Origin of the sequence: Alicyclobacillus mali NBRC 102425 (assembly GCF_001570745.1) — a bacterium.
Taxonomy (GTDB): Bacteria; Bacillota; Bacilli; order Alicyclobacillales; family Alicyclobacillaceae; genus Alicyclobacillus; species Alicyclobacillus mali.
On sequence record NZ_BCSG01000007.1, the window covers coordinates 14,151 to 29,593 of the forward strand.

Annotated in this window: 17 protein-coding genes; 11 read left to right on the forward strand and 6 right to left on the reverse strand. The window is 65.2% G+C overall.

What is annotated here, in order from left to right; translation table 11 throughout:
• Window positions 1–94 precede the first annotated feature (94 nt).
• The 3 genes from AMA01_RS03835 (at window position 95) to rmuC (ending at window position 3,567) form a co-directional block, all read left to right on the forward strand.
• Window positions 95–868, forward strand: a complete 774-nt coding sequence (locus tag AMA01_RS03835; RefSeq protein WP_067847577.1) for an enoyl-CoA hydratase-related protein — start codon at window positions 95–97, stop codon at window positions 866–868.
• Between the two features lie 42 nt (window positions 869–910).
• Entirely contained in the window at window positions 911–2,107 is a 1,197-nt protein-coding gene (locus tag AMA01_RS03840) for a thiolase family protein (protein WP_067847580.1), read from the forward strand.
• A gap of 158 nt (window positions 2,108–2,265) precedes the next feature.
• Window positions 2,266–3,567 (forward strand): DNA recombination protein RmuC, encoded by a 1,302-nt coding sequence (rmuC, locus tag AMA01_RS03845; RefSeq protein ID WP_067847583.1) that lies wholly within the window; start codon window positions 2,266–2,268, stop codon window positions 3,565–3,567.
• Between the two features lie 40 nt (window positions 3,568–3,607).
• On the opposite strand, the gene AMA01_RS03850 is transcribed toward rmuC, so the two are convergent.
• The 3 genes from AMA01_RS03850 to AMA01_RS03860 are packed head-to-tail and all read right to left on the reverse strand — an operon-like array spanning window position 3,608 to window position 4,989.
• Window positions 3,608–3,820: a YjzC family protein gene (locus tag AMA01_RS03850; RefSeq protein ID WP_012810215.1), complete on the reverse strand. Its 213-nt coding sequence runs from the start codon at window positions 3,818–3,820 to the stop codon at window positions 3,608–3,610.
• Window positions 3,821–3,871: 51 nt separating this feature from the next.
• Window positions 3,872–4,543, reverse strand: coding sequence for an LrgB family protein (locus AMA01_RS03855; protein WP_067847736.1), 672 nt, complete (start codon window positions 4,541–4,543; stop codon window positions 3,872–3,874).
• Entirely contained in the window at window positions 4,543–4,989 is a 447-nt protein-coding gene (locus tag AMA01_RS03860) for a CidA/LrgA family protein (protein ID WP_148260118.1), read from the reverse strand. Before AMA01_RS03860 ends, AMA01_RS03855 begins: the two co-directional genes overlap by 1 nt.
• Before the next feature lie 123 nt (window positions 4,990–5,112).
• On the opposite strand from AMA01_RS03860, the gene AMA01_RS03865 reads away from it, so the two are divergent.
• Complete coding sequence (locus AMA01_RS03865; protein WP_067847586.1) at window positions 5,113–6,009, forward strand: LysR family transcriptional regulator; 897 nt, start codon at window positions 5,113–5,115, stop codon at window positions 6,007–6,009.
• 24 nt (window positions 6,010–6,033) lie between these two features.
• Here the strand turns inward: AMA01_RS03865 and AMA01_RS03870 are convergent, their stop codons facing one another.
• Together AMA01_RS03870 and AMA01_RS03875 are read right to left on the reverse strand one after the other, a co-directional pair.
• On the reverse strand, window positions 6,034–6,510 hold the full coding sequence (locus AMA01_RS03870; protein WP_067847589.1) for a PaaI family thioesterase: 477 nt from the start codon (window positions 6,508–6,510) through the stop codon (window positions 6,034–6,036).
• A gap of 1 nt (window position 6,511) precedes the next feature.
• Entirely contained in the window at window positions 6,512–7,165 is a 654-nt protein-coding gene (locus AMA01_RS03875; protein ID WP_067847592.1) for an FMN-binding negative transcriptional regulator, read from the reverse strand.
• Window positions 7,166–7,280: 115 nt separating this feature from the next.
• On the opposite strand from AMA01_RS03875, the gene hisC reads away from it, so the two are divergent.
• The 7 genes from hisC to AMA01_RS03910 all read left to right on the forward strand — a co-directional run bounded on the left by hisC (window position 7,281) and on the right by AMA01_RS03910 (window position 14,996).
• A complete protein-coding gene (gene hisC / locus AMA01_RS03880; protein WP_067847738.1) occupies window positions 7,281–8,432 on the forward strand; it encodes a histidinol-phosphate transaminase in 1,152 nt (383 codons plus the stop codon).
• 12 nt (window positions 8,433–8,444) lie between these two features.
• Window positions 8,445–9,557, forward strand: coding sequence for a pyruvate dehydrogenase (acetyl-transferring) E1 component subunit alpha (gene pdhA / locus AMA01_RS03885; RefSeq protein ID WP_067847595.1), 1,113 nt, complete (start codon window positions 8,445–8,447; stop codon window positions 9,555–9,557).
• Window positions 9,554–10,537: an alpha-ketoacid dehydrogenase subunit beta gene (locus tag AMA01_RS03890; protein ID WP_067847599.1), complete on the forward strand. Its 984-nt coding sequence runs from the start codon at window positions 9,554–9,556 to the stop codon at window positions 10,535–10,537. Before pdhA ends, AMA01_RS03890 begins: the two co-directional genes overlap by 4 nt.
• A 14-nt stretch (window positions 10,538–10,551) precedes the next feature.
• Complete coding sequence (locus AMA01_RS03895) at window positions 10,552–11,880, forward strand: dihydrolipoamide acetyltransferase family protein (RefSeq protein WP_067847602.1); 1,329 nt, start codon at window positions 10,552–10,554, stop codon at window positions 11,878–11,880.
• Between the two features lie 12 nt (window positions 11,881–11,892).
• Entirely contained in the window at window positions 11,893–12,660 is a 768-nt protein-coding gene (locus AMA01_RS03900) for an enoyl-CoA hydratase-related protein (protein WP_067847605.1), read from the forward strand.
• A 146-nt stretch (window positions 12,661–12,806) separates the two neighbouring features.
• Window positions 12,807–13,730, forward strand: coding sequence for an EamA family transporter RarD (gene rarD / locus AMA01_RS03905; protein ID WP_067847608.1), 924 nt, complete (start codon window positions 12,807–12,809; stop codon window positions 13,728–13,730).
• Between the two features lie 9 nt (window positions 13,731–13,739).
• Window positions 13,740–14,996, forward strand: a complete 1,257-nt coding sequence (locus tag AMA01_RS03910; protein ID WP_067847611.1) for an MFS transporter — start codon at window positions 13,740–13,742, stop codon at window positions 14,994–14,996.
• A 40-nt stretch (window positions 14,997–15,036) separates the two neighbouring features.
• On the opposite strand, the gene AMA01_RS03915 is transcribed toward AMA01_RS03910, so the two are convergent.
• On the reverse strand, window positions 15,037–15,435 hold the full coding sequence (locus AMA01_RS03915) for a (R)-mandelonitrile lyase (RefSeq protein WP_067847614.1): 399 nt from the start codon (window positions 15,433–15,435) through the stop codon (window positions 15,037–15,039).
• Window positions 15,436–15,443: the final 8 nt, after the last annotated feature.

Consider the following 15,443-nt stretch of genomic DNA (forward strand, 5'->3'; position numbering starts at 1 on the left):
TGAGAGAAGCTGCGCGGGGTCCCGCGCAGCTTCTAGCCGCTCCAGCGGATTTTGCGCTATGATGAACAGGGGAGAAAGAAGGGAGCATCGGCGCATGCATGAAAGCGTTCGCGTGGAACACCAGGGGGCTGTGATGGTCGTCACCCTCCATCGGCCGGAAAAGGTGAATGCCTTGACGCGGGACACGCTGTTCGCCCTGCGCGAGGCGTTTCAAGCCGCAGGAGAGGACGGCGACGTCCGCTCTGTCCTCTTGACAGGTGCGGGCCGCGGTTTCTGTGCAGGTCAGGACCTGGATCTCGGCGGCGGCGATGCCGACTACGCCAAGGTCATCCGAGAGACGTACAATCCGCTCATTCTGACCATGACGCACCTCGAAAAGCCCATCGTCTGCGCCATCAACGGCGTTGCGGCCGGCGCCGGCGTCAGCCTGGCGCTTGCCTGCGATCTTCGCATTGCCTCCGAATCGGCGACGTTCATTCAGGCTTTTGTGAATATTGGGCTCATTCCCGACTCCGGCGGAACCTGGTTCTTGCCGCGCATCGTCGGGCTCGGCCGGGCCATGGAACTGGCCATGTTGGGCGATCGCGTCGACGCTTCCCGCGCCTACGAGATGGGCCTCGTCAACCGCGTCGTGCCTGTCGACAGGCTGATGGCCGAGGCGATGGGGCTCGCAGAGCGACTGGCTTCGATGCCCACTCGCGCCATCGGGCTCGTCAAGCGCGCGCACTACGAGGGGATGGAGCAGACGCTGGCGCAGTCGCTCGAGCTCGAGGCCGTGCTGCAGAAAGAGGCCGGCCAGACGGCGGATCACCAGGAGGGCGTGCGGGCGTTTCTCGAGAAGCGGCCGCCGCGTTTTCAGGGCCGATAGGCTCTGACTTCGCTGTATTTCTTCGATGAAAGGAGATTTCACATGCGAAATGTGTGGATCGTCGAGTACGTGCGGACGCCCATTGGCAGGCAGGGCGGGGTACTCAAGCGCGTCCGCCCGGACGATCTCGCCGCGCACGTGTTGAAGCACGTCTGCGAGCGGGCCGGGATCGAACCGGGCCAGGTCGAGGAAGTGTACATGGGCTGCGCCAATCAGGCGGGCGAGGACAACCGGAACGTGGCGCGCATGGCGGTGCTCCTCGCGGGCTTCCCCGAGCACGTCCCCGGCGTCACGGTCAATCGCCTGTGCGCGTCGGGATTGGAGGCCGTGAATCAGGCGGCGAAGGCGATTGCGCTTGGCGAGATCGACATCGCCATCGCGGGGGGCGTGGAGAGCATGACGCGCGCGCCGCTCGTGTTCCCGAAGCCGGAGATGGAATACGTGCGCGGCAATCAGATCATGTGGGACACGACGCTGGGCTGGCGCATGCCGAATCCGCAGTTTCCGTATCCGCTCGAGAGCATGGGCGAGACGGCCGAGAACGTGGCGGAGCAATTTGGCATCTCGCGCGAGGACCAGGACGCCTTTGCGCTCGCGAGCCAGCAGAAGGCCGCGAGAGCGCAGGCGGACGGGATCTTCGCGGAGGAGATTGTGCCCGTTGTTGTGAAGGAGAAGAAGCAGGAGATGGTGGTGGATCGCGACGAGCATCCGCGGCCTGACACCACCATGGAGGCGCTCGCGAAGCTCAAGCCCGCCTTCCGCGAGGGAGGCACGGTGACGGCGGGCAACTCGTCGGGCATCAACGATGGCGCGGCGGCGCTCGTGCTCGTGTCGGAAGAAAAGGGGCGGGAACTCGGCCTGAAGCCGCTTGCGCGCTGGGTGGCGAGCGCGACGGCGGGCGTCAGCCCGCGCGTGATGGGAATTGGCCCGGTGTACGCCGTGCGGAAGCTCCTCGCCAGGACGGGGGTGCAGGTGGACGAGATCGACTGGGTGGAGTTGAACGAGGCCTTTGCGGCGCAGTCGGTGGCGTGCATCCGCGAGCTGGGATTCGATCCGGCCAAGGTGAATCCGAATGGCGGCGCCATCGCGCTGGGGCATCCGCTCGGCTGCTCAGGAGCGCGCCTCGCTGGGACGCTCGCGAAGCAGCTTGTGCGCACGGGGGCGCGCTACGGCATCGCCACGCTTTGCGTCGGTGTGGGGCAGGGCGTGGCGACGCTTCTCGAGCGGGTGGACGCGTGAGGTAGGACCGCGAGGCGCAGTTTCTCGGCGCGCGCATGGCGTCGCGCCGTGGTGTCCTACGAGGTACAATGGAGACAGCGAGGACGGCCTCCGGCCGGCGGAACAGGTCTTCCGCGCGCCGGCAGGCCGTTTCTGGCATACGCGTAGGAGGTCGTGGTTTGCACACAATCGACATCGTTCTGCTTCTCGTGTTGCTGGGGTTTGCCGCATGGACAATCTGGCGAGTGGAATTGACGCAGCGCAATCAACAGCGGTTGATCGCTCAGCTCGAGGCCCACGAACGGGCGCTGCGAGACCTGCGCATGGAGATGTCGCAGGCGATTCAGTCCCAGAGCCAGGCGCTGATGAGCGCGCAGGCGGAAGCCTCGCGCAGTCTCGCGCAGACCATCTCGCTGCAACATCAGAACCTTCTGCACGCGCTGGGCGAGTGGAACGAGAAGGATTGGGCTCAGCTTGAGTCGTTCAGCCAGCGATTCAGCGAGTGGGCGCAGCTCACGGCCCGCCAACTCGAAGCGACGCGCGAGACGGTTGAGCGGAGGCTCCAGTATTTGCAAGAGGAAAACCGCAAAGAACTCGAGCGCATGCGTCTGACCGTCGACGAAAAGCTTCATCAGACGCTCGAGCGCCGCCTGGGTGAGTCGTTCCAGCTCGTGAGTCAGCGCCTCGAGCAGGTGCACCAAGGTCTCGGCGAGATGCAGTCACTCGCCGCTGGCGTCGGCGATCTCAAGCGCGTCCTTTCCAACGTGAAGACGCGCGGCATCCTCGGGGAGGTGCAATTGGACGCGCTCCTCGAACAGATCATGAGCCCCGAGCAGTACGCGCGAAACGTCGCGGTCAAGCCGGGATCGGACGAGCGCGTCGACTTTGCCATCCGGCTGCCCGGACGGGAGGGGGACGATCCCGTCTGGCTACCCATCGACGCCAAGTTTCCGCTCGAAGACTATCAGCGGCTTGTGGAGGCGCAGGATGCGGGCGACCAAGCTGGATTCCTGGAGGCGGCGAAGGCGCTTGAGGCGCGCATCCGCGACGAGGCAAAGTCCATCAGCCAAAAGTACATCGCCCCGCCTCACACCACCGAGTTCGCGCTCCTCTTCCTTCCGATGGAAGGCCTGTTCGCCGAGGTCCTGCGCCGCAGTGGTTTGTGGGAGTCGCTGTCGCGCGAGTACCGCGTGATTGTCACCGGGCCGACCACGCTTACGGCGCTCCTCAACAGCCTGCAGATGGGGTTTCGCACGCTTGCGATTCAGAAGCGCTCCAGCGAGGTCTGGCAGCTGCTCGGCGCGATTCGGACGGAGTTCGGCAAGTTCGGCGAGTTGCTCGCGCGAACGCGCAAAAAGCTGGAGGAGGCGTCCAATGCCATTGATCGCGCCGCGACGCGATCGCGCCAAATCGAGCGCAAGCTCGTGGCGGTGGAGGCGCAGCCGGAGCTTCCCGACGCGTCCTGGGAAGAAGAGGCGTAAACAGAAGGGCAGCACGGGCCATGTGCCCGCGCTGCTTTTTTCAGTGTTTGTGGCTCGTCTTGATGCGGCGCCATTTGCGGTCGTCGTTGGTGGTCTCGGGGAACCGTTCGCCTTTGTGAAGGTATACACGCTTCGGATGGTGGAGATCCTCGCTGTCGGGATGCGCCCCCACCTCGATGTAGACGCCGTTGTTCGGCGCTTTGTAACCCGGCGTGAATTCGGATCGCTCGCCCACGGCCATCACCTCAGGCATAGCATGTCCGGAACGCGCGGCTGCATGATCGGAGCTTGTTTCCTGGCCTGGTCATCCAAGTGCGCTCACGAGCGCAGGCGCGAGGCCGAGCGTGATGAACGCCGCGACAATCATCGCGAGGCTCGAGCACGTGCCTTCCATGGCGCCGTATTCGAACGCGCGCGCGGTGCCAATGCCGTGCGAGCCCATGCCGAACAGCGCGCCGCGGGCCACGGGGGATTTGAGGCGTAACAGCCGCAAGAGCCACGGTCCCACAACGACGCCGGTGATGCCGGTCAATATCACGAAGACGGCCGTCAAGGTCGGGATGCCGCCAATGGCCTGCGAAATGTCCATGGCGATGGGCGTCGTGACCGATCTCGGCGCGATGCTCGTCACCACGGCGTGGTTGAGCCGCAACAGCCTGGCCAAAAGGACCGAACCCGTGATCCCGGTGGCGGATCCGAAGGTGAGGCTCACCAAAAACTCCGGCCAGTGCGCCTTGAGAACGGGAAAGTGGCGGTGCAAGGGCACGGCAAAGGCCACCGTCGCTGGGCCGAGGAGCGAGGTCAGCCAGCGAGCGGAGGCGTCATACGTGGCGTAGGACACGTGCGCGAAGTGCAGGAACAGGACGAGTGCCACGAGCGACGTGATCATAGGGTTGAGGAAGACCACGTGGAAGCGGCGATACAGCGCTTTGCAAGCGGCGTAAGCGATCAGCGTGGATACGAGGCCGAGCCACATCACGACGCGTTCGCCTCCCGCGACGGGTTCTGTTCAACGCGGGGCGTCCGGTTGCGTGCGCGCCACACCGCTTCTGCCACGCCTCCGGTGACCACCATCACCAGTACGGTGCCCACGGCAACAACGGCGACGACCTTCCAGCCGTCCTGCCGCATGAGCGGCGCATAAGCCATCACGCCCACCGAGGACGGAATGAAAAACAGCAGGAGCTCTCGAATGAGAAGATCTGCGCCTTGCTCCACCCAGCGCAATTTCACGATGCCGGATTGAAGCAGTGCAAACACCAGGGCCACGCCCAGGATGCTGCCCGGGACAGGCAGGTGCAGCCACCGCACCACAGCGTTGCAAAGCGCCGTGACGGCATAGAGCCCTGCGATTTGTACAAGCGCGATCCCGACATCTCTCAGGCGAGATGGTTGAAGGAACGATGGCACGAATGACCGCACGTGAATCCCCCCAGACAGTGCAATGCTTTGCTGATTTCAGGATACGCCACACAAAATGAGACGTCTAATATATAATTTCATCGTTAATGATATGTATCGTGAATCAAAAGTCCGAAGGGGCGGATGGATACGGAATTGCGCCAACTCGAATACTTCGTGGCCGTGGCCGAGGAACTTCACTTCGGAAGGGCGGCCAAGCGCCTGGGTCTCACTCAGCCCCCGCTCAGTCAGCAGATTCAAAAGCTCGAGGACGAAATTGGCGTGACCCTGTTCGACAGGACGAACCGGCGCGTGCAACTGACGCACGCGGGCCGCGCGCTGCTCGCAGAAGCGCGCAAGGTGCTCGCCGACGCGCAGACGGCGGTGAAAGCGGCTCGAGACGCGGCCGCGGGCCGAGTGGGAAGGCTGTCCGTGGCGTTCGTGGGGTCCGCGACGTACGGCTGGCTGCCCGAGGTCATACGCGCGTACCAGGAACGGCATCCCGACGTCGAACTCGTGCTTAGGGAGATGCCTACGCCGGCGCAGATGGAGGCGCTCACTGCGGGCGAGGTGGACGTGGGCGTGGTTCGGCTGCCCGCGCAGCATCCGGATCTCCACATCCGGCTCGTCGAGCGGGACGACTGCGTCGCTGTGGTGCCGAGCGAGCACTCGCTGGCGGCGCGATCGTCGCTCTTCTTGGTGGAACTCGCGGAGGAGCCGTTTGTGCTGGTGTCGCGCGCCATCTGGCCGGGACTTTACGACGGATTCATCACGCTCGCGCGCGCACTGGGGTTTGAACCGCGGGTGCGGCTCGAGGTGACGGAAGTGCAGACAGCTGTGGGGCTCGTGGCGGCGGGACTCGGCGTCAGCATCGTCCCGAGCGCCACGGAGCGCGTGCACCGGCGGGATGTCCGCTATCTGCACATCGATGGCCAGTCACCCACGGTCGAGCTTGGTGTGGCGTGGCGCCGCCGGGACACGTCTCCTTTGGTGGCCGCGTTTTTGGCGATTGCCGAGTCCGTTCGATCAGGGCTATCGTAGGCCATGTCGGCCTCACCGCGGGCGTCACTGCGGGCGCATGGCGTCGGGGACGCTCACCACCACCGCGCGCGCCTCGACGCACACCGTGTCGCCGGTGAAGACCTGGGTCTCGATCACGGCCTTTCGATCCGTCACCTCGACCACGCGTCCCACGGCGCGCAGGTTTGCCCCCATGGGCGTGGGCTTGCGGTACTCCACGTGCAGGGAGGCCGTCACGCAGCGCGGCACGGGTGTGCCTTTCCCCAGTTGTCCTCCTGCGGCCCGCAGCAGCGCGAGCGACCCAGAGCCGGTGCTGTGACAGTCGACAAGGCAGGCGAGGTAGCCGCCGTATACAAAGCCCGGCACCGCCGTGTACGTAGGGTCAGGTTGCGTTTCCGTGACGGTGACGTCGCCGTCCCAGCGCGTCCGAAAGTGATGTCCGTGCTCGTTGAGTCGACCGCACCCGTAGCACCAGGCGAAGTCGTCCGCATAGTGGTCCTGAACGTAAGGCGAGACGCACATGTCAGGAGGCTCCCTTCGGCTTGGATTCATTTCCGGCGTGGTCACCGGGGTGGGTGAGGCTCAGGCGCCGCATCCAAGCGGCGACAGCGCGAGAATCGGCGTCGTCTTGGGATTCAAGCGCTTGCACGACGCGCGCACGGACTTCGAGTGGCTTGTTCTGGCTGAGTTTCGCCGCCGCCTCGATGCGCGCAATGTCGATGCGAAACGCGACGATGCCGCGCATGAGGTTTCGATAGTACGCGCGATCGCGATCGGCGGGAAGTGGGGACTGCGGATCGTACGCGATGAGAAGGCGGTGCAAAAGAGCCGCGACAGCTTCCTCTTCCTCAATGACGCGCGCGCGGCCGTACACGTGGACGGCGAGGTAGTTCCACGTCGGCACCTGCTCAGCAAGTCCGTACCAGGCGGGTGAGACATAGGCGTGCGGCCCCTGAAAGACGGCCAGGCACTGAGCCTCATGAAGATGCTTGGCCTGGGGATTGGCCCGCGCCAGGTGTCCGAAGAGCGCCGCCTCGGCCGGATCGTAGACGAGAGGGACGTGAGTCGCCATGATGTCTTCGCCGACCGAGGTCACGAGGACGGCAAAGCTGTGCTCGCGAAGCACGGTTTCGATGAGACGCGCGTCTTGTAGTTGAAAGGATCTTGGGATGTACATGAGCCACCTCCCCCGCGGATGGGACGACCTAGCCTCAACGTCCTGTCGATCTCCAGAATAACACGGAATGGAAGATCCGCCTGCGACCTCTCTTGACATTCTCGCGGAGTCTGGTATGCTTACGATAGTCAAGCAAGCGCTTGCTTTGGTCAAACCGGAGGTGTCATCGGTGGGGACGGGGTCCATTTCGGCGCGCGGCTCGCTTGCACAGGTCGGCCGCTACGTACCCGGCAAGCCGATTGAAGAGGTTCAGCGCGAGCTCGGCCTCGTACAGGTCGTCAAGCTGGCTTCCAATGAAAACGCTTACGGTTGTTCGCCGAAGGCAGCCGCGGCCGTCGCGGAGGAGATGGCGCGCGCGGCGCTGTATCCCGAGTCTTTTTCGCCTGCGCTCGCGCAAAAGCTTTCCGCGAGGCTCGGCGTCGGCGAAGATCAGTTGCTGTTTGGCAACGGCTCTGACGAGATCATCGGCCTGTTGACGCGCGCGTTTCTCGAGGCGGGGGACGAAGTGGTCATGGCCGATCCTACCTTCACGCGCTACGAGCAGAACGTGGCCATCGAGGGCGGCGTGTCGGTCAAGGTGCCGTGCCGCGATGGTGTGCACGATCTCGACGCCATGCTCGGCGCCATCACGGCGAAGACCAAGCTCATCTTCGTGTGCAATCCCAACAATCCGACGGGTACGACCGTCGGCAAGGATGCCTTGCGTCAGTTCATCGATCAGGTGCCCGACCGCGTGATGGTGGTCGTGGATGAGGCGTACTACGAATACGTCACGTCGGATGACTACTTGCAGACAATTCCGCTGCTCGGCGCGCACTCGAATCTCGTCGTCCTGCGCACGTTCAGCAAAATCTATGGACTCGCGGGACTTCGCATCGGCTACGCCGCGCTGCACCCGGACGTGGCCTCCTTACTACACAAGGTAAGAGGGCCATTCAATACGAGTCGTTTGGCGCAGGTGGCCGCGCTCGCCTCCCTGGACGATCCGGACTTCGTCGCGATGTGTCGCGAGCAAAACGCCAAAGAGCGGGATCGCGTCGCCCAGGCGCTCGTCGAGATGGGCCTTCGCGTTTATCCGTCGCAGACCAACTTCCTGCTGTTTGAAGTGCCTGGATCGGGCGTCGCGGTCGCCGATCGCCTGTTGCGCCATGGTATCATCGTCCGAGCCGGGGAAGGTCTCGGCGTTCCCGGGACGGTGCGGGTCTCGCTGGGAACGTCCGAGGAGAACGACGCATTTCTTCGCGCTATGAAGCATTCCATCGAATGAGGAGGTCTTGGCATGTTGGCCGAACACGATCGGGCAGAGCGGCTCATGGAAATCGCCAAGGCGGAAGGGTTGTACGAGGAAATTCACCTCCTGAAGGAGGACGGCACGCTGGCGGGGCCGGTGGACGACATCCCGCCGGAGGTCATGGTGGCGATGTACCGCCACATGGTGTTCTCCCGCGCGTTTGACCGGAAGGCCATTGCGCTGCAGCGGCAGGGGCGGATTGGCACTTACGCGCCGTTCGAGGGCCAGGAGGCCGCGCAGGTGGCAAGCGCCATGGCGCTCGCGCCGGAGGACTTCGTGTTCCCGTCGTATCGCGATCACGCCGCCACGATGGTGCTTGGGCAGTCGCCCGCACACGTCCTTCTCTACTGGTCGGGGCGCGTGGAAGGCATTCGCAGTCCGGAGGGTAGGCATATCCTTCCGCCAAGCGTGCCGATTGCGACGCACGTGTTGCACGCCGTCGGTGCGGCCTGGGCGAGCCGGCATCGCAAGGAGAACGCGGTCAGCATCGCGTACTTCGGCGACGGCGCGACGAGCGAGGGCGACTTTCACGAGGCGCTCAACTTCGCGGGCGTCTTCCACCTGCCGGTGATTTTCTTCTGTCAAAACAACGGATACGCCATCAGCGTGCCCTTTTCTCGCCAATCCGCGTCCCGGACCATTGCCCAGCGCGCCATTGCGTACGACATCGTGGGCGTGCGCGTGGACGGCAACGACGCGTTCGCGGTGTACCGCGCGGTGAAGGAGGCCAGGTCGCGCGCGCTGCACGGCCTCGGGCCGACGCTCATCGAGGCGGTGACCTTCCGCATGGGCGCGCACACGACGGCGGACGATCCGACGCGCTACCGCGATCAGAAAGCGGTCGTGGAGGACTGGCGAAAACGGGACCCGATTGTGCGCCTGCGCCTGTACCTCGAGTCGCAAAAGCTGTGGTCGGAAGCCGACGAGGCGAAGCTTCAGGATGAGGTCAAGAGGCGGGTGGAGGCGGCTGTGGAGGAGGCGCTCGCCATCGCGCCGCCCGACATGGAGATGATGTTCGATCACGTCTACGCGGAAGAGCCATGGCACCTGGCCGCCGAGCGCGAGGAGTACCGCAGGACCCGCGAGGGGGTGTCCGTATGAGCAGGATGTTGAACTTGGTCCAGGCCATCAACGAGGCGCTCGATCTGAAGCTCGCGGACGATCCGCGCGTCGTGCTCCTCGGCGAGGACATCGGCAAAAACGGCGGGGTGTTTCGCGCGACCGACGGCCTTCTCGAGAAGTACGGCGAGGAGCGCGTGATCGACACGCCGCTTGCGGAGTCGGCCATTATCGGCACCTCCATCGGGATGGCGGTCAACGGCCTCATCCCGGTGCCGGAGATTCAGTTTTTGGCGTTCATCTTCCCTGCGCTGGATCAGCTGTTTTCGCACGTCGCGCGGATGAGGTATCGGTCGCAGGGGCAGTTTCCGGTGCCGATGACCATCCGCACGCCGTACGGCGCGGGCATTCACGGCCCGGAACTCCACGCCGAGAGCGTGGAAAGCTTCTTCGCGCACACGCCGGGGCTGAAGGTGGTTGTGCCGAGCGGCCCATACGACGCCAAGGGGCTTCTCATCTCGGCCATTGAAGATCCGGATCCGGTGGTGTTCCTGGAGCCCACCAAGCTGTATCGTGCATTCCGCGAAGAGGTGTCCGAAGGGCTGTACCGGGTGCCCATTGGCAAAGCCAAGCGGGTGCGCGAAGGCGAGGACGTGTCCGTGTTCGCGTGGGGCTCTATGCTGCGCACTGCACTGAAGGTGGCGGAGTCCCTCGAGCGCGAGCGGGGCTTCGCGTGCGACGTGATCGACCTGCGGACGCTGTATCCGCTCGATCGCGACGCCATCGTGGAGTCCGTGCAGAAGACCGGGCGCGCGGTGGTGGTGCACGAGGCGCACAAGACGGCGGGGCTCGGGGCCGAGATTGTGTCGCTGATCAACGAGGAGGCCCTGCTCTACCTTCGGGCGCCCGTCAAGCGGATTGCTGGATTCGATGTGCCGGTGCCGTTCTTCGCATTGGAGGACGAGTACATGCCGACCGAAGCGCGCATTCGCGCGGGGATTGAAGAGACCATCACGTTCTGAGGCGGGAGACGGATATGGAATTCAAACTGGCGGACATCGGCGAGGGCATTCACGAGGGCGAGATTCTGCGCTGGGTGGTGAAGGAAGGCGACCAGGTGGAGCAGGATGCGCCGCTCGTGGAGGTGCAGACGGACAAGGTGGCGGCGGAGCTGCCGTCTCCGGTGGCGGGCGTGATCGAGCGTATCGTGGCGCGCGAAGGGCAGGTGGTGCCCGTGGGCACGGTGCTCGCGGTCATCAGTGAGGCGGGCGCTCATCCGGCGGCTGCGGCAGCTTCGGTGGCGGCGCCTGTTGCGGCCGAAGTGCAAGCATCCGCGCAGGAGAAGCCCGCCACGCAGGCAAGTGCAGCGCAAGAGGGGCGAGCGACTGCCGCACCTGGGGCCAGTGGAGCCGCGCGGCGAGGAGGCAAGCGGCGCGCGCTTGCCACGCCGCACGTGCGCGCGTTGGCTCGCAAGCTCGGGGTGGATATCGACGAGATCGACGGGACGGGCCCGGTCGGCCGGGTGACGGAGGAGGACGTGCGCCGCTTTGCGGAGGGTGGGCGCGGGCCTGCGGTGGAACCGGACCGTGGACACACCGAGCATGCGGTGGAAGCCCAGCCTACGGCCGCATCCCGCGTCGCAACGCCCGAGGCGTCGGGCGAGCTGGTGGAACAGGTGCCGCTGCGCGGTCTGAGGCGGCGCATTGCCGAACACATGGTGCAGGCCAAGCGGATCATTCCGCACGCGACGCACATCGATGAGGTGGAGATGGATGGCATCGAGGCGCTCCGCGAGCGGCTGCGGCCGTACGCCGAGGCGCGCGGCGTGAAACTCACATCGCTCGCGTTCTTCGTCAAGGCGGTGGCCATCGCGCTCAAGGAGTTCCCGTACGTCAACGCGTCGGTGGACGAGGCGCAGGAGCATGTGCTCCTCAGGCGCTATTATCACATCGGCATCGCGGTCGACACGGAGCAGGGGCTCATCGTGCCCGTGGTGAAGCACGCGGACCAGAAGTCGGTCTTCGAAATCGGGCGCGAGGTGTCCGATCTCGCCCGGCGGGCGCGGGAGAACCGCCTGTCGCTCGACGAGGTGACGGGCAGTACGTTCACCATCTCGAACGCCGGCGCGGTCGGGGGACTGTACGCGACGCCCATTATCAACTATCCCGAATCGGCGATTCTCGGGATTCACAAGATGGCCCCGCGCCCCGTGGTGCGCAACAACGAGATTGTCATCCGCAACATCGCCCACGTGTCCCTCTCGTTCGACCATCGCATTATCGACGGCGGCATGGCCATCCGCTTCACCAACCGCGTGCGAGAACTGTTGGAGGAGCCGGATCGACTGTGGGCGGAACTTCGGTAGGGAGGTGCTCTCGTGGCGTACCTTTCCATCCACGATGATGGCCCGGTCCGCGTCATCCGCATCGCGCGCGACGAGCGGCTGAACGCGCTCAATCTTGCGCTTGTGGACGAACTGGTTGCGGCCCTCGAGGCTGCGGACACCGAGACGCAGGTGCGCGCCATCGTCGTGACGGGCGGCGACAAGGCATTTGCGGCAGGCGCGGATATCGCGGAAATGGCGGATGCGACCGCGGTCGACATGAAGCTGCGCGATCAGTTTCGCGTCTGGGATCGGATTCGTGGGGTTCACAAGCCCGTGATTGCCGCCGTTCGAGGCTTCGCGCTGGGCGGGGGATGCGAACTCGCCCTGGCGTGCGATCTCGTCATCGCGGGCGAGGGCGCGAAGTTCGGTCAGCCGGAGGTGAAGCTGGGGCTCATGCCCGGCGCGGGAGGCACGCAGTGGCTGGCCCGCAGGCTGGGCAAGGCACGGGCCCTGGAGCTTCTGTGGCTGGGCGAGCCCATCACCGCACAGGAGGCCATGGCGCTCGGGCTCGTGAACCGCGTCGTCCCGGACGAGGCGTGCGTGGCTGAGGCGGTGGAACTTGGCAAGCGCTTGGCCGAGATGCCGCCCGTGGCGCTTCGCTGCATCAAGGAAGCGGTGTATCAGGCGATGGACACGACGCTCGCGGACGGCCTCGAGGCGGAGAGAAATCTCTTTTATTTGCTCTTTGCGACGGAGGATGCGCGCGAAGGGATGCGCGCGTTCATGGAACGGCGGACGCCCGCGTTTCGCGGCCACTGATGAAGCGGAAGGTTCGGCGCACGGCTGGTCGAGGTCATCCGCAAACTCGCCCGCGGTCACGCCTGCGCGCAAAAGGGGGTGCGCGCGCTGTCATCCTGCGCTATGATGAAGGGCGTTGAACGAGAGAGAAACGGAGTGGCGCGGCGGTGACGGATCGCAAAGGGCTGTGGTACGCGTTTTTGGCCTACGCGGGCTGGGGGCTCCTCCCTGCGTATTGGAACGTGTTCGAGCGGATGTCTCCGTATGAGCTCCTGTCGTATCGGATGGTGTTTTCGGCGTTGACCATCTGGATTTGGGTGGCGCTCGCGCGCCGCGTGCGAAGCGTGGCGGGCGTGATGCGCGACGGACGCCGGGCGCGGCTCATGGCGCTCGGTTCGCTCATGATCACGGTGAACTGGCTGACGTTCATCGTCGCGGTGAACACCGGGCATGTGGTGGAGTCGAGCCTCGGTTATTACATCAACCCCATTGTGAACGTGCTCTTGGGCCTGCTCCTCTTTCGCGAGCGGCTCGATGGCTGGCAGTGGGGGGCGCTCGTCGTCGCCGTGGCGGGTGTGGGCATCATGATGGGGGCCTACGGACAGGTACCCTGGCTGGCGCTCGCGCTCGCCGGATCGTTCGGCCTGTACGGCGTGGTGAAAAAGCGCGTGGATGCAGACGCCGTGCAAAGCCTCACGTGGGAAACCACGCTGGCCCTGCCGCTCGCTGCCGCGTATCTCGCCGCCACGTTCGCCACACATCGCGTGACCGTCACTCAGCTCACAAGCTGGCAGATGGCGTTGCTTGTCCTCAGCGGCCTTTTCACGGCCGTGCCGCTGCTTCTGTTCGCCATGGCCGCCAAGCGGTTGAGCCTCGCGACCCTCGGCATGGTCCAGTACATCTCCCCAACCCTGCAACTCGTCATTGGCCTCGCGGTCGATCACGAAGCCTTCACGCGGGCCGACGCGATAGGATTTGCGTGCATCTGGTTGGCGCTTGCGCTCTACACCATCTCCCTCGTGCGAAACGAGCGGCGTCACCGCCATCGTCCAGCAAATTGCCAAGCGGTGAGCGAGGCCGCGAAAGGGTGATATGAATCCATGCCCATGGCGCCTAAAGCCGTGTTCCGCTCGGCGATGTTGGATATCACGCCGCTTCGCACGTCGCCCGCGTTTTTGCGGCTCTGGATTGGCAGCGGCATCTCCACGCTCGGGGGCACCATGACGCCCTTCGCGGTCATGCTGCAGGTGTATCGAGCCACGCACAGCACCCTCGATGTCGGGCTGACGGGCCTCGCCAGCGTGCTGCCAGGTGCGCTGTTCGTGCTCCTCGGCGGAAGCGTGGGCGATCGCGTCGATCGCCGCAAGCTCGCTCTTCTCGCCACAACCGGGCAGATGCTCGTGTCCGCAGTCCTCGCTGTGCAGGCGCTCATGGCGTGGTCCGCGCTCTGGCTCATCTACGCGCTGTTGTGCGCGCAGTCGGTGCTTGGAGCTATCAACGCCCCCGCGCGCCGGACGTTTGTGCCGCGCCTTCTGCCCAAGGAGCAGGTCCGAGCGGGGCAGACGCTGAACACCTTGGCCATTCGCTTTGGGGAGGTCGCTGGGCCTTCGCTTGCGGGCGTGATCGCCAGTTTCGCCGGACTCGGATGGTGTTACGCCTGCGACGCGGCGACGTTTCTCGCGGCGCTCTACGCCATCTATCGTTTGCCGCCCATGTTGCCAGAGGCCAATGCCAAGCAGGGGGGCATGTTGAGCGGCGTGATGGAGGGACTGCGCTTCTTGGGGCGATCGCGCGCCCTTCTCGGCGCCATGTTGGCTGACCTCAGCGTCACCGTGCTCGGCGTGCCCACCGCGCTCCTGCCGGCGCTTGTGAGCGAGCGCTTCGGTGGCCGGCCGGAGACGCTCGGCCTGATGATGGGCGCCACCGGCATCGGCGGCCTGGTCATCCTGGCCCTGTCGGGCCCTGTGCGCCACATTCGGTCCGAAGGCAAAGCCATTCTGGTCGCCTGTGCCGTCTGGGCCATCGCCGCAGGGGGCCTCGGACTCGCCCCCTTCGTCTGGCTCTGCGTGGCCCTGCTCGGGCTGATGGGCGCGGCAGACTCCATCCTCGTGGTGATGCGCTCGACGCTCATCCAGCAGCGCACGCCGGACGGCCTGCGCGGACGCATTTCCAGCGTGGATTACCTGGTGGGGACGGGCGGTCCGCAGCTCGGCAATCTCCGCGCGGGACTTGTGGGGAGCCTGCTCCCGCCCGGAGCGTCCATCGCCGTCGGCGGACTTTCCACGCTCGCCGCCATCCTTTGCGTCGGCTGGTTCGTCCCCGAGTTGCGGAGGGCGCGCGGGGAAGGGGGCGCATGAATCCATCCGCCTTCCCCGCACTCGGTTTGGGAACCGTTTCTCAGTCGCGCCGGTATTCGGCGTCCGTGACGTGCTCCAACCAATCGACCGGCGAACCGTCGAGAGCTTCCTGAATCGCCATGTGCGCCATGGCGTGTTCCGGCGAAGCGCCGTGCCAGTGCCTTTCGCCAGGCTCGAACCAAACGATGTCCCCGGGGTAAACCTCCTGGACCGATTCGCCTTCTCGTTGAACCCAGCCCACGCCTTCCAGAATGACCAACAGCTGGCCAAGCGGATGCGTGTGCCACGCCGTTCGTGCACCGGGTTCAAATCGGACGACCGCCGCGCCCACGCGGGATGGCTCCTCCGCGTTCCAGACGGGCGTGATGGAGACGCGCCCTGTGAAGGTCGCGGAGGACCCAGCGGACGGTTTGCGCTCTCGGTTGCGGACAATTTTCATGCAAACTC